This window comes from Paenibacillus sp. J22R232 (assembly GCF_056269165.1).
On the sequence record NZ_JBWDNK010000003.1, the window covers coordinates 304,550 to 322,398 of the forward strand.

The window sequence follows — 17,849 nt, forward strand, 5'->3', positions numbered from 1 at the left end:
AAGGGAAAGTTAAAAAAAAACGTGCTCGAGTTTGTCAGCAGACAAGCTTCGAGCACGTTTTTTTTGCAAGCAGATTGCTGTTAGGCGATCAATTCATTAACAGCTTTGAATATGGTATCGAACAATTCTTCAAGGTTTTCTTCCTCAATGCAAGAGAAGGCAACACGCAGATCCGTTTCGCCGAGCGCAATCGTACCGATGCCATATTGGTTCAGCAAGTGAACTCGCACGGCTTCTGCCGTAACGCCGCTTAGCTTCAAGCACATGAAGTAGCCGGAGTTAAACGGATAGTAATCCCACACGTCGCCATAGCGGCCGCTATCGAGCAAGTCTTTGACGCGGTTGGCGCGGCCTTTCATAATATCGTATTTCTCTGCTTTCTGAGCATCAAAATCAGGCGACTTCAATGCGCGCAGCACGAATGTTTGCGAAGGATGCGGACCGCTTGAAATCGTTGCACGGATAATGCCTGTCGTTTTCTGCTCAAGTGCGGCAAGAACGGCTGCAGAGGCAGATGCATAGGTGATAAAGCCTACGCGGAAGCCCCAGACGTACTCCTCTTTCGTTGCTCCGTCCACTTTAATGGCAAGAACGCGAGGATGAAGGTCGGACAGCTTGGCGAACAAGGACTCATGCAGGGAATCCTCGAAGAACAAGCCGAAATAAGCGTCATCGGTTACGACAACCACGTTAATACCGGCTTCGGCGGCATCACGGATCGCAGCGACGATTTCGTCGCCTTCTTCGACTCCCGGCGTATAGCCTGTCGGGTTATTCGGGAAGTTCAGCACCACGATGGCTTTTCCTTTGTCCTTCTGAGCGAGCAATGCCTCGCGAAGACCCGTGCTGTTGAAACGGGTTTGTTCATTATAAAGCGGGTACTCCACGATCTCGGCGCCGCGGCGGATTCCGAAAGTAAGCTCGTAGTTTTCCCAGTTTTTATTTGGAATAATAACGGCGTCCCCGGCATCTGCGAATAAATCGGCGACGATGCTTAAGCCGTGGGTCAAGGCATTGGTTACGACTGGATTGCCGAAGCTCTTGGACTCAAGCGACGGATTGTCTTGGATCATCTTGGTGCGCCAAGCAGCGCGAAGCTCAGGCTTCCCGCCGGGCGGCGCGTATTCATATATATCTTTCGGATTGTAAGCAGTGAGCGTCTCTTGAATAACCTTGAGATGCATAGGCTGTCCGCCTTCTGTGGCAATTCCGATCGTTGCGTTAAATTTAGTTGCTTTCGTTTTCGCTTCGGCGGACTGACTGAGTATGCCCTCCTTCGGGAAATAAATCGCTTTGCCTAAGGTTGACAACATCGCATAGACGTTCGGACTTTCCGATTGCAACGTCTCGTTTAACTGCTGAGCAAGTGGGTTCATGGACTTTATTCCATCCTTCCGAAATCATTCATTTGAATTGGGTATTATTAGGCTTGAGCCGTTTTCGCTTGTCGGGTGCTATTATAACATTTTTTCGAAGCTGCAAACCATTCTCAAAGCAAATTTTTTCGTAACTTTGTGCGGCTTGCGCAAAACTTTGCCGCTGTTGTATGATGACGGCATAGATTTGTACAGGAGGTTGCATGATGCTGCACATTTCGCCGGAATCTTTCGTACTGCTGCCTGCCTTTGCCAAGATCGTATGCGAGCCTGGCTGGAGATGGGCGAGACGTGAGAAGCCAATGGCTAATTTCGACTTATTCTATGTATGGAGCGGAGAAGGGGAGGTTGAGGTTAACGGTACCCCTTACGAAGTCGGACCGGGAAGCTGTTTTTTATTCCGTCCCGGCGATTATACAAGCGCTACCCATATTCCTCAGCGCCCGCTCGTATTATCCTATATTCATTTTGCAGTGAGCGAAACGATTGCAGCGGTACCGAACCGTTACAGGCAATTGCATGATACCGTGGATTTTGAATACATGCTCTCGCGATATGTGAGGCTTTTTCTCGTACAGACGTATGCGGCAGAAGAAGAAGCGCAGCTCGTTCTGAAGCAGCTGATGATTCATCTGCTCAGGGAAGACAAGCAGCTCCCCGTGGAGAAGAAAGCAAGCAATCAACTCACGGAGGCCATTCACGAGGTCGCCAACTTTGTTCGCCAGAACCCGAGCATTGCGCATCGCGTGGAGGACTTGGCCATGCGTGCCCAGCTCTCGCCCCGGTACTTTTCGATGAAATTCAAAGAGCTGATCGGAATGTCCGTGCAAACCTACATGATCCGTACCCGGATTGAACGCGCGCAGCATTTGCTGATGCATGCGGGAATGAACGTAACGGAAGTAGCGGATGCGCTGGGCTATCGCGATATCTTTTTCTTCAGCCGCCAGTTTAAGCAGTATACGGGGCGCAGCCCGTCGGAAATTAGATAGCCCGACAAGGACTGTCCCTAGCGCCCATTTAGAAATGTAAGTGCCTGCTTTGTTCATAAATAAGGGATTAAAAATAACCTTCGGCTCCGCTTTTTAGTGGCGCCGAAGGTTATTTTGTGTACGTATTGGACTATCCCGTTATAGTTGCTCTTTATGGGATAGCACTTATCCTATTCATCGTGGAGGGTGCCAAGCCGCTCGCCCATTCGGACCTTTGCGCCAAGCAAGCCGTTCTCTCGCGGCGTGAAGGTGCTGTCCTCAAGCAGCAGAACGACAGTGGAGCCGAACTCGAAGTAGGCCAGCTCATCGCCTTTATGCATCTCTTCCTTAAGCGGCTGCACGTATTGAATGCTGCTGACGTTCATCGCGCCGACCTTAACGACTGCGGTCTCGCCCGCCGGATGCTGCATATAAGTGATAAGCCGCTCGTTTCGGCTCAATACTCGGCGCATATGGCGCAGGCCAAAGTCGTTAACGGGATATACCTTGCCCGCAATATGCTCGCGTTCAACGATTCGCCCGCTTACTGGGGCATGGATGCGATGGTAATCGGTAGGACTCAAATAAAGGACGAGATAATAACCGTTCATGTAATTAGCCGTTCGCGGCGATCGGTTAAGCAGCTCATCGATCGTGTAGTCCTGTCCTTTTACATTGACAATCGTTCCGCTGCTAATCTCTCCAGCGCCCGTGATGAGCGCGTCTACCGGGCTTACTAGCGCATCCGTGCCTTCATGGACAGGCCGGAGCCCGGGTTTTAGCCGACGGGTGAAAAACTCATTTAGCGTCTTATATTGAGACAGAGGCATTTCTGCTTCCTCCGTTTTTATGCCGTATGCTGTGGCGAAGCGCGAAATAAATCGGCGGCTGGCAGAAGAATGCGCCAATTTGCCTGTTATGCGGGATATCCACTTGCGAGAGCTTAATTCTGTCATGGAACGAAGCAGCCATTTCATCATACGTGAACCGTCACGTCCTTTCCTGCATGGGCCAATCGTACTGATACCCAACACACAGTGTGACATATCCGGTTCTTTTTTTCAATATGCTGCCGCTTTCCTTTTATTCGCGATGATTAGAACATACACGGCAGTTGCTGCCAGAAGCGCTGCGAGGATAATCGCCGCTATAGTGACATCGGCTTGCTGGCCGCCCTTGACGGCGATGGCGATGAAGGACCAAATAAAAACAAGGATAAACGCAGGGTCAAGGTAGGTGAAGCCGATCGCGACGGCTAGCAGGGTAGCAACGACGAGCAATATAATCGTCCAAATGACATCAGATAAGCCAAAACCGTTCCAGTTGGTGGCAGACAACGCAACTGTAATGTTGACGATTGTAGCGGTGCTAATCCAGCCTAGATAGATGCTGAACGGAAGCTTAACGAGGTAGCGATCGCCCCAAGCGAGTGCCGGCTTATCTTTTCTTACGGCCGTGTAAACCGAGATAAGCGAAAGCAGCAGGGCCAGCATGACGAATACGCTGCTTCCTAGTTTTTCATAATGCCAGACAAGAATCCAGGCAACGTTCAGCAGGCAGCTGATTAGAAACCAGGGTCCAATGCTCTGGACGAGCTTGCTGTTAGTGCCTTTGGGGCTTAGCTGATAAGCAACGAAACCAATGAGCAGCAAATAAATGACGGACCATATCGAGAACGCATAAGGTGCCGGGGTAATGAGCACTGGATATTTAGCGGACAGCTCGCCTGTCGTTTTGCCATTGATCGGAAGCCACTGCGCCAGACCATTCACGATAAGCACGGCAGCGAGTCCAATAACATTCAACCATCGATAGCTATTTTTCATAGTCGATCCCTCCATAAATTCATTGTTTGCTTAAACCTCTTGTATCATATGTAAACCATTCCGCCTCCAATTATTCACGAATCCTGAATAGCGGTTGTCGGGACGTTGTTTAAGGCGGCAGCAATTAACCGATCCTGACACTAGAGGTGATGATCAAAATGATGATCTGGATTGGTGCCGCACTTGCAGCCGGGACGGGGTTGCTTGTGTGGATTAGCAGACTAAGCGGCATGGCCAGCCGAATATTCGACGGCGTCGCGGTTATTGCTGCCTTTTTGTTTTTTGTAACTGCGGCGGATGCGGTGGCAGAGACGCTGCTGTATGATACGGTATTTATGACTGAGGTGCACCGCGTGCTTGCAAACCCGGTTTTCTTAGCAAGCGGAGCCTACCTGGGGCCATATGCGCTGGCTAGAATCGCGATGCTGCCGGCCTATTTGTTCGGTCCTAAATAGAGCTGCAGGCTTGCGATTAATTCGTGAATTCCAGTATGATAAGAGCAGACTTTGAAGGAGGATTCATTCATGAGCGAGCAAAAGCTTCGATTGCCGGAAGCGTTAATATTTGATATGGACGGCACGCTGTTTGAGACGGATACGCTGCTTGTCCCCGTACACCAGCGCGTGTTCGCTACTTTAAGAGAAGAGCGGCTATACGAGCACGAAACGCCGCCGGTGGAACGGCTGTTAAGCTGTTTGGGGATGCTTCTCGAAGATATTTGGCGCCAGGTAATGCCAGATAGCACGGAGGCGGCAAGAAAGCGCGCGGACGATTTGCTGCTGCAGTACGAGCTCGAAGGACTTGCTTCCGGCGAAGGGGAGCTTTATCCCCATGTGGAGGCCACGCTGCGTGAGCTGAAGCAGCGCGGAATGAAGCTGTTCGTTGCCAGTAATGGGCTTGAGGATTACGTGAAGGGCGTCGCGCGCTATAAAGGCATTGCGGAGCTGTTCGACGGTTTGTACAGCGCTGGTGAGTACGCGACCGCAAGCAAGGTTGATCTGGTTGCGCGTCTTCTGCAGGACCATGGCATCCAATCGGCGTGGATGGTCGGCGACCGCTCCTCCGATGTGGAGGCAGGCAAAGGAAACGGCCTCGAAGCAATCGGCTGTGCTTATGCAACCTATGGCCGAGCTGCCGAGCTGGATGGGGCAGACGCGTTGATTGGCGATTTCCGCGAGCTGATAAAGCTGCTGGATACTTAATTGATTAATCCCGGCTCTACCGGCAGCTCGCGGCAGCTGGCGGATGGAGCGCGAGGCTGAAGGAGCGTTAACATGGTTCAAGCAAGCAAAGAATCGGAACTTATTGTGACTGCGGATCAATTGAAGGAAATTGTAGGCACGCCGCATGAAGCGGTTGTCCAAAAAAGCGTATCCCGAATGGAAGAACATATACGGCACTTCTTATCGTTATCCCCTTTATTTTTCTTGTCATCTTCAGATGATTCAGGCCGCTGCGATACGTCGCCGCGCGGCGACGAGGCTGGCTTCGTGAAGTCACTCGACGATTTCAGGCTCATATTTCCGGAGCGACCGGGCAACCGCCGAATCGACTCCCTGCTTAACATCATTGAGAATCCTCAAATCGGCATGCTGTTTGTCATTCCCGGCATGCAGGAGGTGCTTCGCATCAATGGGCGTGCTTCGATTACGAAAGACGCGGAGCTGATTGAAAGCATGGGCTGGAGCGGGAAAGCACCCGAGCTGGCCGTTATTGTAGAGGTGCAGGAGTGCTTTATCCACTGTCCGCGCGCGCTTAAGCAGTCTGGCATCTGGTCTGCGGACTCATGGCCTGTTGCCGGGGACATGCCATCAACCAAAGAAATGTTCAAGGCGCATTTGCTGATGAACGGGTATGAGCTATAGCGGGAAATGGGAGACGAAGCCTAAAGATGGACAGTCTCGCATCACGTGAAAACACCTGCCGGGTATGCTGCGTTTTCGCGCTGCTTACCGGCAGGTGTTTTTTTGGCGCATATGATAAAAGAAGATTACGGCTCCGGGCGTCTAATCTGAATTCCAATCGAAATCGTATTCCGACCGGACATCCGATACGGCAGCCGACTTATCTTTGCTTTTCTTGCGTTTCTTCTGATTGTGAAGCCAGAGCGCATATTCGAGAGGACGAATAATCGCTTTGCGGTAGACTTCCTTTTCCCCGGCTTGGGAGAATACTTCTCTTGCGGGCTTCGGATTGACCTCCAGCAGCCAGATGCCGCCTTTGCGATCGATCGCTAAATCAAGCGCAAGCTCGCATAGCCTTCCGTAGTTGTGCTCCAAATAGGAGGCAACGGCTACTCCGAACTTCTCCGCTTCTTCCTTGACCTGCGATACCCGTGCCTCGTCGCGCAGCCATTCTTTCAGCAAGGCGGTCATCGTCGCGGCGTGACCGCCGCCGTGAAGGTTGGACGTAATGCTGCCAGCGGCGCCGATCCTGCCAGCGCAGCCGGTCACTTCCCATTGGCCCTCGCCGTTTTTTTGAACGAGCATCCGATAATCATGCACGCGTCCGTTCGCAAGCTTTATTTGAATACCCTGCTGGGCAATGTATCGGTTGCTCTTGAGCTGCCACGGAACCAAGTAGTCGTTTAGTTCTCCAGCCGAAATCTGCTGCGGCTTGATGATGCGCCTTTCATGGTCGCGGCCTTGGATACGCAGTTGACCGTCTTTACGCCGATCAATCCGAAGGATGCCTCTGCCGCCCGTACCGTTAATCGGCTTCAGGTAAACGAGCGGATATTTTCGAACGATGTCGGAAACGTCGCTGATTTCGTCAATATATCTGGTAGCCGGCAGATAGCCGCGAAACCGCGTGTCCTTCGATAGGACACGATGAATCGTCCATTTATTGCGAAGCGGGCGATTCAAAAACATTAAATGGCCGTATTTGCTGCGGAACTTAAGCAGCTGCTCGAACCGATAGGTTCGCTGAATACGGCAGCGATCATAAATCATATGCGGGAAAACGGTCCATTTGCGTGACCAAGATTTCGTCTCTACATTATAGAAGAGCGCATGAATCTTGTTTTGCGTATAGTTGACATCCTTGGGCGTGAATACGAAGACGCTAAGGCCCAGCTTCTGCCCAGCGGCGGTCATTTTTTGATAAATGGATCGTTCCTCCAGATACCCTGCTTCATTGAGGTATAAAGTCAGGATGCCTAGGACGGGCTGAGTCATTGGCGGATCCCCTTTCGAAACGAAGCGTCGGTTTGCCTGTCGGACCTCTGTGCATGGATACGGCAGTCATGCCAAGCCGAAAGCATAGCGCCATGCTGGCGGTATTGTCCGCCGCGACATTGCAGCTTAGCTTGCCTAGGCGCTGGATCATGGCCTGAACGAGGGAACCGCCGATTCCGAGGCTTCTCGCTTCTGGATGAACGACGACCATGCAGGCTGCCTCGCCGCCGGCTTCCGCAAACCCGAAACCGACGATGCGGCTGCCATGTTTTGCAATGATAGCCGCCGCCCCGCACTGTCCGTTCAAATCAGGCTGAAGCAAGGAGGGATCTAGCTTGCGCAGCGCATGGATGGTCGAGACTGCAAGCCGCTTATCTCCGAACCGAATGGAAAAGCCGATTAGTCTTTTTTGTTCCGCCAGCCATGTTTCAGGTGTAAGCAGCTCTAGATCCATGTTACGCGCCTCCCGCTTTCTCTGTTTTTAATCTTGCTAAATATGCCCCGTAATGAAAAATGCGTTCCAGCGATTTTTGGCGGATATGCGGCTCGTCGAACTTCATTGGCTTGGAGTTCGCCTCGAAAAACCACATATTTCCCGCGCTGTCCACTCCTATATCCATCGACATTTCGCCAAGCAGCTGCCCGGAAGCGCGCTCGATCTGTTTGGCAATCAATACGGCGGTATTTTTCGCTTTTATTAGCAGTTTACGCGCTTGTTCCTCATTAAATGAATTAACGAGCAGCTTCTCCGGGTCCTCGATCATTCCGCCGCGGGGAACATGGGTCGTGATGCTGGAAACGCCGGCAATTCTCGCTCCGATTCCGGTAATGTCCCATTGGCCGCGCTGGTTTTTTTGAACAAGCGCCCTGAGGTCGAATCTTCTCTCATTGAAGGAGGCTAGCTTGATGCCTTGCTGCGCAATGTAAGCCTCCCCGCCGCTTTGCTTCTGAATCCGGCTCCATAGCTTGTAGATCGTCGCGCAGTTATAGGTGGCGCTCTTTTTGTTCTCTTGAATTTTCAAGCGGTAGGGAAGCTGCTTCTCGGCATGAACTTTGATGGTCATGATGCCCTTGCCTGCTTTCCCGCTTTCCGGCTTCAGATAGAGGTACGGATGCCTCTGCATCATCCGGCCAAGGCCAGCAACAGAGATCAGCTTGCGCGTGGTAGGAATATAGGGTTTGGTCGATTTGGAAAGACGGAGCCATTCGAACAAATCCCATTTATTGAAAAAGGCAGGATTAAACAAAGTAACGCGCGGATGTTTTTTGCAGGCATTGATCTTCATTCTGACCGAAGGCTGGATCTCATCCTCGCGCAAAGGAATGCGGTTATAAATGATATCCGGGAAAGGCAGCAAACGCAGCTGCCAAATATCCTCGGATTCATTGTAAACGTAGCCCTTCAAGCTGCGTCTCGTGAGCAGAAGGTTTTTTACGGTCAGGACGTAGACGATGAAGCCCATCGACTGACCGGTCCGAATTAAATCAATGAAGTTGCTGCGGTTGCCGCGAAAAAGCTGGGCATCGTCCTCGATCGTAAGAATGGCGAGTACGTTTCGTCCGGCACGAAGCTCTCTGTAGTCGGCGTCATCTGGAAACATGCTGTCCATCAGCCATTACCTCCCTGACCTTGGAAGCGGCTAAGATATAAACAATGCTCTAAAATATAGGATAGCGATGCACGCCCCTCGGAGCGCAGGGCAGGATGCTTGAAGATCGAGCGTCCCGGCTTCGCGTTGGCTTCGAACATCCATACTTCGCCGTCTTTATCTATGCCGAGATCAAGCCCCAGCTCGCCTAAGCGATGGGGGTAGTTGCGTTCGATTGCCTCCGAGAGCTTGATGGATGCAAGCTTTGCCTTCTCCAGCACGGCATCTGCTTCGGAGCCGAATGTTTTGCTAAGCGCCTGCTCGGGCGTCATGAGCGAGCCGCCGTTTTTGACATGGGTCGTGACGCTGCCGCGTCCCGCTTTCTTTGCGCCGATACCGGCAGGAATCCATTCGTTATTGCCGTTTTTATGCATATGAAAGCGGAAGTCGAGCGGGCAGCTATCTATTTCAACAAGGCGAATGCCTTGCTGCACGACGTAATGGTTCAGGCTGCTTCCGTGCTTAGCCTGCAGCATGCGCATGAGGCTGCTGAAGGTGTTAAAGCGCAGCAGCACGTTTTGGCTGCCTTTCCTGTAGCGGGCGAAATAGCCGCGTTTCGGATGATAGGTTAGGCGGTAAATGCCCATGCCCAGACTGCCGGCAGTCGGCTTGAAATATAGAAACTGATGCTTCTCGAGCATTTCCTTCATTTTCTCAGCTGACGGGCCCGACACGGATTCAGGTAGATGGTTCAGCGCTTCCGGGTCGTTGTCCAGAAGCTTATAGACGTCGGCTTTATTGAAGAAGCTCCAGTTGAAGAACGGAATTTTGCGGCGTACGAAGCGTTCGCGAAGCGCGTTAATGGAAGCAGAGGTTTCTGCTTTTCGACTTGGCAATCGGTTGTACACAACATCCGGAAGCGGTACGATTTTACGATACCAGCCGCCTTGAGGATTGAGGAAGTAACCGTTAATCGTCTCCTGCTGCCAGTTGATGTCGCTTGGCGTGAAGCCGAATAGGTAAGCTTTATGCTCACCGGTCCGAATGACCTGCTTAATAAAGCCGGTTCTTGGACCGAAAGGATTGCTCTCGGACCGGATCGGGTTGTCGCTTAGTATTCCGACCAGCGGCCCGAGCTGAACTTCGTTTTCACCGGAATTGAGCACATACACGTTGCCGGATTTGGGAACCTTGATGGACTGGCGGACGCCTGCGGATAAATACAGATGATTGCCCGGCCGCTTGAGCTGCTTGATTTCCGCTACGATTACCTCATTGCCCAGCTTGAGATGAATCGATTTTTTGCCGGAGAGCTTCAGCTGCTTGAGGAGCGGGCTGGATAGATAAACGATTTTATTCGATTGCTGCGAGAAATGTACGTTACAAGTTGTCAAACTCATCGATGAACCTCCTGAACGTTGAAAGGCCGTAATAGGTTGTTGGGGCTTGCGTGAAGAAGACGGCCGTTTGCGGATTCATTGGCTACAAAGGACGGTGATAAACGCCTAGTCAGTGTGCGTGCGTATAGAAGCGGTCTCTCGATTGAAAGCCGCTCGGCCTCTTGGTCGCCATTGCGTTGAAAGGAAGAGCGACCGGGCTTGGCGTTGGCTTCAAGCAGCCAAATTCGGCCGCTTCGGTCAATGCCATAATCTAATCCGAGCTCGGCAAGTCTGCCGAATTTGCTTTCCAGCTGTACGGCGGTTTGCTTGCTTATTGTATGGATTTGTTCTAGCAAACGTTCGGATTTAGCCTTTCCAAATTTGGAAGAAAGCAGCTGCGCGGCTGGATGAGCCGCTCCTCCTCCGTGCAGATTGGAGGTGAGCGAGCCGGCTATGCCCGATCGAACCGCAACGCCGGAGACCAGCCAATTGCCCCTCTCGCCCTTTTGAATGAGCGCTCTCGCGTCGAATGGCTTCCCGTCATCGCCGCTCAGCTCCAAGTACGGCTGAATCAGATACTTGGCGTGATGGACGAAGCGGGTTAACCAATGCTTGAAAGCGTCATCGGTTGAAAAAAACAAGTCGAAGGAGCGGTTTTGACGGCTGCGTCCCTTAACATGCAAGGTCCCCTCAAGCGGATTTCGTGTGACATGGAGGATCCCTCGGCCCTGCATGCCGGACGAGGGCTTGAGGATAATGCCAAGAGTCTGGCGTTTAACGAACGCCAGAAGCTGCTCAGCCGTTTGGAAGGATTGGGTATGAGGCAAATGCCTCGCAAGAGCCTCATTCTCCTTCAGCGATTCATAAACGTCCAGCTTCGACGGCAGCCTGCCGTTAAGCTGCTGATAGGGCTTGATAGCCGCAAGCCTGTCAAGCATGTGCCGGCAAGCAAGCCGTTGTGCCGGATCGACGAAAAAACAGCGGTCGTAAACAATATCAGGCAGCGGAACCGGCTGCCGAATAAAACGGTCGTACTCCCAACGGCAGCCGTAGAGCTCGCGAGCATGCGGAGGGAGTCCCGCAGCGTCGAATACGTAGACGTCGATACCGTGCTTCTTGCCTGTCAGGCAAAGCGCCCTGTAGAACGAAGGCTCCGGCATGATTGGCTGTTCTGCATGGTCAATGGCAATGGCTGCGACGATAATGCCGAGACGGATCTGTTGCGTACGCATAGGCACCTCCGTTAAAAGCCTGATAAAAATCTGGAGTATTGGATCATCATGCGGACAGACGGACGGATTTTGTTGTCATTCAGCGGCGTATTATCGTTTTTGGAAGGTTTCGAGTTGACTTCCAGCAGCCACACGCGTCCGCTTGTATCCATGGCAAGATCGATGCCAAGCTCCCCGAAATGAGCAGGGATCTGAGTATCGACGCCGCGCGCGATATTCAGGGCAGCTTGCTGGAGCCGGTGCGCAGCATCCTGCCTGCTGACCCCGGCCTGCAGGTTGGACTTCGCTACAGCTTCGCCTACCGTGCTGAGCGTCCCGCCGCGCGCCAAATTGGAGACGAAATGGTGGTTTCCGGCCGTTCGTGCAACGATGGAGGTAATCGTCCATTTCCCTGCTGCGTTTTTTTGGACGAGGGCACGGAAATCAACGGGCCTCTTCTGGATTTCAATCAGCTGCAGCCCCTGCTGAATCTGGTACCGAACGGTTTTCATTTTGACCGAGATGGTAGAGAACAGCTTTACAAGGCTGGTGTAGGGCTGCTTCCGAGTGCCGGCCGCGGTTGCGTACATCGCTTGATAGCCTCCGGTTTCGAGCCGCGATATCCGTATGATCCCTTTCCCCAAGCTGCCGCGAACGGGCTTGAGGAACACGTTGCTGTACCGCGAGCACATCGATTTCAGCATCGTGAAGTTGCGAAGCAAATGGGATTCCGGCAAATAGCGTACCAATGTCTCATCCTTTTTGAGCGCATCGAAAACCTCGGTCTTATCCAAAAACTTTTCGTTGAAAACGGTCGTCTGATGCTTCAGTTTTACTTCCTTCATGAAATGTTGTACGCTGGGTCTATTCTCCAGTTTCCGAGAGGTTAGACGGTTATTGACGACGTCGGGGACTGGCATCGTGACCTTGCGCCAACCGTCTGAATAAATCCAGCCGTCGATATTGTCGAGACTTGCGCCAATCTGGTTGGGCGTGAAAAAATAAACGTATGCGCCTTGCGCCGTACAGGCTTCAACAAGCTCCCTGCAGAACATCGTAATGGAACCAAAGGGTTTATCCGGCATATGCGGATAATCCCGGCTGACGAGCACGCCGATCAAAGGTCCCATAACAAGCGTCGCCGTGCTGGCTTTGTATTGCAGCCGAATAGCGGTGCCGCTTGTTAATCCCATTAGTCTGGCTAAGCTTTGGCTCATTCTCATTCCGTCATACTTTGCGACGGGGATGATCTTCACATGCTGCCGAAACGCGCCGAACTTCAAGATGATATGTTGGCCTTGAGGGATTTTCCACTGCTTCACTTGAGCTTCGCCAAGCATGAGCGTATCTTCCGGAAGCATGCCGGAGCTGATCACCTGTACGGCTACTTTCGATTTGAGCATCATAAATCTCCTTCCAAGCAGGAGGTGACGATAAGTGGTCAGCGGCCTATAGGTGTTTTACACGAATTACTTCATCATATGAGGACATCTATCCCTTTGTGAATCGAAAACGAGTCTAGATTATTAGGGAACAAGGAATGGGAGTGATACGAATGAATGTATATGACAAAGCTTATGAATTAGCGAAGGTGCTCAAAGAGAGCGAAGAGGCCAAGCTGCTGAAGCTAGCGAAGGATGAAGCGGAAGCCGATCCGGAAGCAAAGGGGATGCTGGACGATTTCCGCGAGCGCCAGACGTTCCTGCAGCAAAAAATGATGGCTGGGGAAGAGCCTTCTGCTGCGGATATGGACAAGATGAACGCCCTTTACGAGTTGATATCGCTTAATCCGTTGATCGCCAAGCTGCTTGATGCCGAGCGCCGTTTCGCAGTGGTATTCGAGGATGTGAACCGGATCATGTCCGACGTGCTGAAATCGATCGTGGACTAACGGCAGTCATATAACCTGTCCTTCCTTCATAGAATGGTCATGCGGACAAGTGGACTTGGACGCATACAACCCGATGGAGGAGTTGAATGAAATGTTTTCAGGAAAAGGACGCCACGTCTTATATTTGCTTATAGCGCTTGCGATGCTCGTATATGCATTTCCGCGGCTGGAGCTGAGCGCGCCATGGAGCTTGTTGAGCGTATTTGGGCTGGTATGGCTTGTGTTCGCGTCATTAATTATCATTGCCAATATCAATGCGCTTCTAATGGGCGAAGAGAAGCGGAAGGAGCTGGCTCGCATCAAGAAGGCGAAGGCATTGCTGTGGGAACAAAAGCTCATTCAGAAAGCTTCTGCTTCGCGAAGAGCACGCGGTTAGGGTGGCTTCAGCCCAGGCAGGTCGAATAAGCCTGTCAAAAAACGAGGTAGAGGGATCCTGCTTTTTTTGAAATATAGGAAAGTATATCCTTAGGAATTACAGGCTCTATATTTCTCGGAATGAAACGCGCCTTTCCGTTTCACCTTAAACGACTGGTTTTTGATGCAACCAAGAACAGGGGCTGTCCAATCGTCATCATTGATGACGATTGGACAGCCCCTGTTTCTGTATATGCGTATTCCTATTATTCTCGTTTAATGAATCTCTTTGAACTGCACGAGCTGCTTAACGAAACGGTAGACGGCTTCCTGCTCCTTTATGCTGAGACCGTTCATTTGATGAACGACTTTCGCCGCGTATTCATCCTCATGAGGCTCTTGGGAAGAGTCCGGCAAGGATACGACGTCAACGAGTTTTTCGAGCGGCGTTTGAAGCGCGAATGCAATTTTGCCCAGCACGTCAATGGTCGGGTTTTTCTCGCCGCGCTCAACCTGACCCATATAGGATGCGTTTATGTCAGCACGCAAGGCGAGCTGCTCCTGGCTAAAGCCTCTTTTTTTGCGCAATTGACGAATGTTTTCTCCAACAAGCCCCGCGATTTCACTCATGATTTCACCTCAGCCTAACGATAAAACTTTAGTAGTCTATCAACAACGTCCTATAGAGCATAATAATAAAAGTGACTATAGTCATTGACTAATAGATGGGCTCTTTACTATAATTGTGTAAAAAAGTATCATTCTAATATTATGATTACCTGTTAAGGATCAATTTACCAATTCCGATATTGATGATAGGATAATATAGGGCAAATGGTAGACGCGAGGAGGTTGCACCATGGTTGATGAATTTGAGTTTTTCAGAAAAGTTCGCGCGTATTACAATAATGTCCCTTTCCTGGTCCAATTTGCCTATCGCTTGTCTCATCGCGTTGATAAAGCAGTAACGGCACGCGGTTCCTTCAGCTGTCGCGTAAATCCGCATACCCAAATCGTAGAATATGTGCTTGATCTGAAATCTGACCCGATCTCTAGGCCATATAGCGAGCATAGCTCGTTTTTATTCTCGAATATTTACGATGAGATTCCGCAGCAAGTGATTGAATTTGAACAACATCCGATTCAATCCTTACGATATCCGCTTCCGATTGAATATGACTGGCAGGCTTTTATTATGTCGGGCGCGGAGGATTCGATAAACGCACAAACGATCCAGCAGCTGTTTCGCAAATGGAGGTTCAAGCGTTCCGATGAGCAGCTGGTTGACGGGAAGCTGAAGGTAGAGCAGGTACTGCTGCAATGGCAGCTTTAACTCCTTACAGAAGGCCCGGGCATGACTTGTCCCGTTCTTTCATTTATAATAGGAGATGAAGATTGCAAGTTGGACGGAGGATACAAGTTGGCTCCAATCGGACCGGGAAATGAGACCAGCACGAAGCATGAGCAGATTCTAAATTATATTCAAGGGCTAAAGATTGGAACGAAAATATCGGTTAGAGCCATCGCCAAGGCGCTCGGCGTAAGCGAGGGGACGGCGTACAAGGCATTCAAGGAAGCGGAGAGCTCAGGGCTCGTCAGTACGAAAGAGCGAATCGGAACGGTTCGAATCGACCGTAAGCGCAGAGAGGCGCTAGACCAGCTGACGTTCGGGGAAGTAGCGGAAATCGTTGAGGGCAGATTGTTTGGCGGAGCTGCCGGGCTTGATAAGTCGCTGCACAAATTCGTCATAGGAGCGATGGAGCTTGATGCGATGCTGCGCTACATTGACGAAGGAAGCCTGCTCATCGTAGGCAACCGAATCGGAGCGCACCGCTGCGCGCTCGAAGAGGGAGCGGGCGTCCTTATTACCGGCGGCTTCGAGCCAAGCGCAGAAATTATCAAGCTGGCGGATGACCGCGTGCTTCCGATTATTTCTTCCAGGCATGATACCTTCACCGTGGCTTCCATGATTAATAGAGCGATGTATGACCGCCTAATCAAACGCAAGATCATGCTGATCGAAGATATCGTAACGTTCAGCAAGCCGGCAGACGTGCTTCGAATGGGCCAATCCATTATAGAATTCCACAGGCTATCGCGCGAAACGGGTTACTCCCGGTTCCCGGTTGTCGATGACCGCAGCAAGGTCGTGGGCATGATGACGGCTAAGGATGCAGTTGGCATGCCCGAGGATGGCACGATCGATAAAGTGATGACAAAACATCCGATAACGGCAGCTCCCAATATTACCGTCACCTCCGCTGCCCATACGATGGCGGCTGAGGGCATTGATTTACTGCCGATTGTGGATCGGCACCGCAAGCTGCTTGGCGTAGTTACCAGGCAGGAAGTTCTGGATGCCATGCGATTTGCCGGCAAGCAGCCCGAGTCAGGCGAAACCTTCGAGGATCTGATGTGGACGGGATTCATGGCAACGGCAAACGTGAGCGCTGCAGGGCAAGACGAGCTGGGCTTAGCCTACAAAGGTACGATTACGCCCCAAATGTCAGGTGCGCTCGGGATGGTATCGGAAGGTCTTCTGGCAACGCTTATGACACAAGCGGCTCGCAGAATGATAAGAGAGACAGCCAAGCGTGATTACCTGCTGGAGAGCATGACGACGTATTTCGTGAGGCCGGTGCAGATCGATAGCGAAGTGACGATTATACCGAGGGCGCTCGAGATGAGCCGGAAGTTTACGAAGCTTGAGATTGAGGTGAAGGATGCTAAGGGGTTGGCCGCCAAGGCGATGATGACGGCCCAAATGATTGATCCCTATTGATTTGCGGTTATTGCCTAGAGGCGCTATACGCGCCAAGGTTGCGGAGCCCGGCGAATAGGTTGAAGACGCCGATGACCAAGAAGATTGCGCCAATAACGATGCGGAGCGTAGATTCTCCCGATAGGAAGAGCTGTACCAGTGCGATAAACATAAGCATGATGCCCATGCTAATATTCATTCGCGCGGAGAACAGGCCTCTCGTTCTCGCATCGGAAGCACGACGGGATTTGAAACTGAATATTGCAGAAAGCACAAGCGTAATAAGAATGCCCGGAACGAGCACCCATTGCAGAAGTTGATCCAAGCCATGCAGCTCCTTTAATTGAGGTTCTAACAGCCATATATCGTGAATAGTCAGCACTATTGTATCACGAATGAAGGACGTTTGCTTAAGCAGGCGGCTTTGTGTAGCCCCGAACCTCAATCCACACTTGAAGGACATTGTCCACGACAAGAATCGTTTTCATTTTAATAGTGTAATCATTGTTATAAACATCCGTATATACCTTCTGCTCAAGGAGGCTGCGCGCCAGGCTTGCATCGGAGTCGATCTCGTAAATGCTTCTCCCGATAAAGATTTTGAGATCGGCTTTAATCCGCTTAATAAGCTCAGCTTCCGTAACCTGGTCTAGCCGCGGCCGTTTCGAATCCTGTCCGGCTTCTCTCTCTATGCGCGGCAGCAGGCTTTTGATAACCGTATGCTGTTTTTCAAACTCTTTTAGATGATTCATATCCTGCTCATATTGCTCGAGCTGGACTTCAAGCTCGCTCTTCAAGCTGATTAACGCCTCGAAACGCGCAATAAAGATTGAATTGTATATGATGGCGCCAATGATCATGCCTAATATCAGAACGCCCGCCATCTGCAATCCTCTAACAAACCTTTCAAACGGCGGTACGCGCATCTTACGCGGCCCCTTTGCATATCAAACGAACGAGCTCCGTCGCTAAATGCGCCCCAAGAAATGCGATGATGATAAAACAAATCTGCTGCGCCGCAGGAGACAAATGCCCCTCCATAATATTGCTTTCAATGACGCGGACAGGATCGATCGATCCGCCAATGGCGGCTACGATCGCCCATATTTTCAGTCTTGCAGCCGTGTCGAGCATCGTTGCCGCCGGAGGTAGAAGCATGAAGACGGAACCGATCCCCGCAAGCGTAGACCCTCCAATGACAACGCCAAACGCAATAAAGAAATCAAGCCCTGCTTTGGACAAGAAGTAGCTCATCTATATCCCTCCACGATTATGAATGTTGGATCCCGACAGTCTGCGCCGTACGCCCTGC

General features: G+C 51.3%; 21 protein-coding genes. 8 read left to right on the forward strand and 13 right to left on the reverse strand.

Annotated features, from left to right (window positions below; genetic code table 11):
- Positions 1-80: 80 nt before the first annotated feature.
- Positions 81-1,376 carry an aminotransferase class I/II-fold pyridoxal phosphate-dependent enzyme gene (locus AC0YN3_RS12365; protein WP_475775351.1) on the reverse strand — a complete coding sequence of 432 codons (1,296 nt, stop codon included), beginning with the start codon at positions 1,374-1,376 and terminating at the stop codon, positions 81-83.
- A gap of 206 nt (positions 1,377-1,582) precedes the next feature.
- Between AC0YN3_RS12365 and AC0YN3_RS12370 the strand changes: the two genes are divergently transcribed.
- Entirely contained in the window at positions 1,583-2,368 is a 786-nt protein-coding gene (locus AC0YN3_RS12370) for a helix-turn-helix domain-containing protein (RefSeq protein WP_475775632.1), read from the forward strand.
- 170 nt (positions 2,369-2,538) lie between these two features.
- On the opposite strand, the gene asd is transcribed toward AC0YN3_RS12370, so the two are convergent.
- The gene (asd, locus tag AC0YN3_RS12375) at positions 2,539-3,327 is read right to left on the reverse strand and encodes an archaetidylserine decarboxylase (RefSeq protein WP_475775352.1); all 789 of its coding nucleotides are present in this window, start codon (positions 3,325-3,327) and stop codon (positions 2,539-2,541) included.
- A gap of 81 nt (positions 3,328-3,408) precedes the next feature.
- On the reverse strand, positions 3,409-4,173 hold the full coding sequence (locus AC0YN3_RS12380; RefSeq protein ID WP_475775353.1) for a TspO/MBR family protein: 765 nt from the start codon (positions 4,171-4,173) through the stop codon (positions 3,409-3,411).
- A gap of 158 nt (positions 4,174-4,331) precedes the next feature.
- On the opposite strand from AC0YN3_RS12380, the gene AC0YN3_RS12385 reads away from it, so the two are divergent.
- From AC0YN3_RS12385 to AC0YN3_RS12395, 3 genes are all read left to right on the forward strand, one after another.
- Complete coding sequence (locus AC0YN3_RS12385; RefSeq protein ID WP_475775354.1) at positions 4,332-4,628, forward strand: hypothetical protein; 297 nt, start codon at positions 4,332-4,334, stop codon at positions 4,626-4,628.
- 69 nt (positions 4,629-4,697) lie between these two features.
- Positions 4,698-5,375: an HAD family hydrolase gene (locus tag AC0YN3_RS12390; protein WP_475775355.1), complete on the forward strand. Its 678-nt coding sequence runs from the start codon at positions 4,698-4,700 to the stop codon at positions 5,373-5,375.
- 72 nt (positions 5,376-5,447) lie between these two features.
- The gene (locus AC0YN3_RS12395) at positions 5,448-6,038 is read left to right on the forward strand and encodes an MSMEG_1061 family FMN-dependent PPOX-type flavoprotein (protein WP_475775356.1); all 591 of its coding nucleotides are present in this window, start codon (positions 5,448-5,450) and stop codon (positions 6,036-6,038) included.
- Positions 6,039-6,179: 141 nt separating this feature from the next.
- Here AC0YN3_RS12395 and AC0YN3_RS12400 read toward each other — a convergent pair whose 3' ends face one another.
- The 6 genes from AC0YN3_RS12400 to AC0YN3_RS12425 are packed head-to-tail and all read right to left on the reverse strand — an operon-like array spanning position 6,180 to position 12,934.
- Complete coding sequence (locus tag AC0YN3_RS12400; protein ID WP_475775357.1) at positions 6,180-7,352, reverse strand: YheC/YheD family endospore coat-associated protein; 1,173 nt, start codon at positions 7,350-7,352, stop codon at positions 6,180-6,182.
- Positions 7,309-7,806, reverse strand: coding sequence for an N-acetyltransferase family protein (locus AC0YN3_RS12405; RefSeq protein WP_475775358.1), 498 nt, complete (start codon positions 7,804-7,806; stop codon positions 7,309-7,311). Before AC0YN3_RS12405 ends, AC0YN3_RS12400 begins: the two co-directional genes overlap by 44 nt.
- A 1-nt stretch (position 7,807) precedes the next feature.
- A complete protein-coding gene (locus AC0YN3_RS12410) occupies positions 7,808-8,962 on the reverse strand; it encodes a YheC/YheD family endospore coat-associated protein (RefSeq protein WP_475775359.1) in 1,155 nt (384 codons plus the stop codon).
- Positions 8,962-10,341: a YheC/YheD family endospore coat-associated protein gene (locus AC0YN3_RS12415; RefSeq protein WP_475775360.1), complete on the reverse strand. Its 1,380-nt coding sequence runs from the start codon at positions 10,339-10,341 to the stop codon at positions 8,962-8,964. The genes AC0YN3_RS12410 and AC0YN3_RS12415 overlap by 1 nt, the downstream gene beginning before the upstream one ends.
- Positions 10,338-11,552, reverse strand: a complete 1,215-nt coding sequence (locus AC0YN3_RS12420; RefSeq protein ID WP_475775361.1) for a YheC/YheD family endospore coat-associated protein — start codon at positions 11,550-11,552, stop codon at positions 10,338-10,340. The genes AC0YN3_RS12415 and AC0YN3_RS12420 overlap by 4 nt, the downstream gene beginning before the upstream one ends.
- Before the next feature lie 11 nt (positions 11,553-11,563).
- Positions 11,564-12,934, reverse strand: a complete 1,371-nt coding sequence (locus tag AC0YN3_RS12425) for a YheC/YheD family endospore coat-associated protein (RefSeq protein WP_475775633.1) — start codon at positions 12,932-12,934, stop codon at positions 11,564-11,566.
- Positions 12,935-13,086: 152 nt separating this feature from the next.
- Here AC0YN3_RS12425 and AC0YN3_RS12430 point away from each other — a divergent pair, with 152 nt between their 5' ends.
- Both AC0YN3_RS12430 and AC0YN3_RS12435 read left to right on the forward strand, forming a co-directional pair.
- On the forward strand, positions 13,087-13,422 hold the full coding sequence (locus AC0YN3_RS12430) for a YlbF family regulator (protein WP_475775362.1): 336 nt from the start codon (positions 13,087-13,089) through the stop codon (positions 13,420-13,422).
- Positions 13,423-13,513: 91 nt separating this feature from the next.
- Complete coding sequence (locus AC0YN3_RS12435) at positions 13,514-13,798, forward strand: hypothetical protein (RefSeq protein ID WP_183557446.1); 285 nt, start codon at positions 13,514-13,516, stop codon at positions 13,796-13,798.
- Between the two features lie 254 nt (positions 13,799-14,052).
- Here AC0YN3_RS12435 and AC0YN3_RS12440 read toward each other — a convergent pair whose 3' ends face one another.
- Positions 14,053-14,406 (reverse strand): helix-turn-helix domain-containing protein, encoded by a 354-nt coding sequence (locus tag AC0YN3_RS12440; RefSeq protein ID WP_475775363.1) that lies wholly within the window; start codon positions 14,404-14,406, stop codon positions 14,053-14,055.
- Positions 14,407-14,635: 229 nt separating this feature from the next.
- Here AC0YN3_RS12440 and AC0YN3_RS12445 point away from each other — a divergent pair, with 229 nt between their 5' ends.
- Together AC0YN3_RS12445 and AC0YN3_RS12450 are read left to right on the forward strand one after the other, a co-directional pair.
- The gene (locus AC0YN3_RS12445) at positions 14,636-15,109 is read left to right on the forward strand and encodes a hypothetical protein (protein ID WP_475775364.1); all 474 of its coding nucleotides are present in this window, start codon (positions 14,636-14,638) and stop codon (positions 15,107-15,109) included.
- Between the two features lie 87 nt (positions 15,110-15,196).
- Positions 15,197-16,558, forward strand: coding sequence for a DRTGG domain-containing protein (locus AC0YN3_RS12450; RefSeq protein ID WP_475775365.1), 1,362 nt, complete (start codon positions 15,197-15,199; stop codon positions 16,556-16,558).
- Positions 16,559-16,565: 7 nt separating this feature from the next.
- On the opposite strand, the gene AC0YN3_RS12455 is transcribed toward AC0YN3_RS12450, so the two are convergent.
- The 3 genes from AC0YN3_RS12455 to AC0YN3_RS12465 all read right to left on the reverse strand — a co-directional run bounded on the left by AC0YN3_RS12455 (position 16,566) and on the right by AC0YN3_RS12465 (position 17,791).
- A complete protein-coding gene (locus AC0YN3_RS12455) occupies positions 16,566-16,862 on the reverse strand; it encodes a YtpI family protein (protein WP_183557456.1) in 297 nt (98 codons plus the stop codon).
- Between the two features lie 85 nt (positions 16,863-16,947).
- Entirely contained in the window at positions 16,948-17,463 is a 516-nt protein-coding gene (locus tag AC0YN3_RS12460) for a sporulation membrane protein YtrI (protein WP_475775366.1), read from the reverse strand.
- A gap of 1 nt (position 17,464) precedes the next feature.
- Positions 17,465-17,791 (reverse strand): YtrH family sporulation protein, encoded by a 327-nt coding sequence (locus AC0YN3_RS12465; protein WP_475775367.1) that lies wholly within the window; start codon positions 17,789-17,791, stop codon positions 17,465-17,467.
- Positions 17,792-17,849 lie beyond the last annotated feature (58 nt).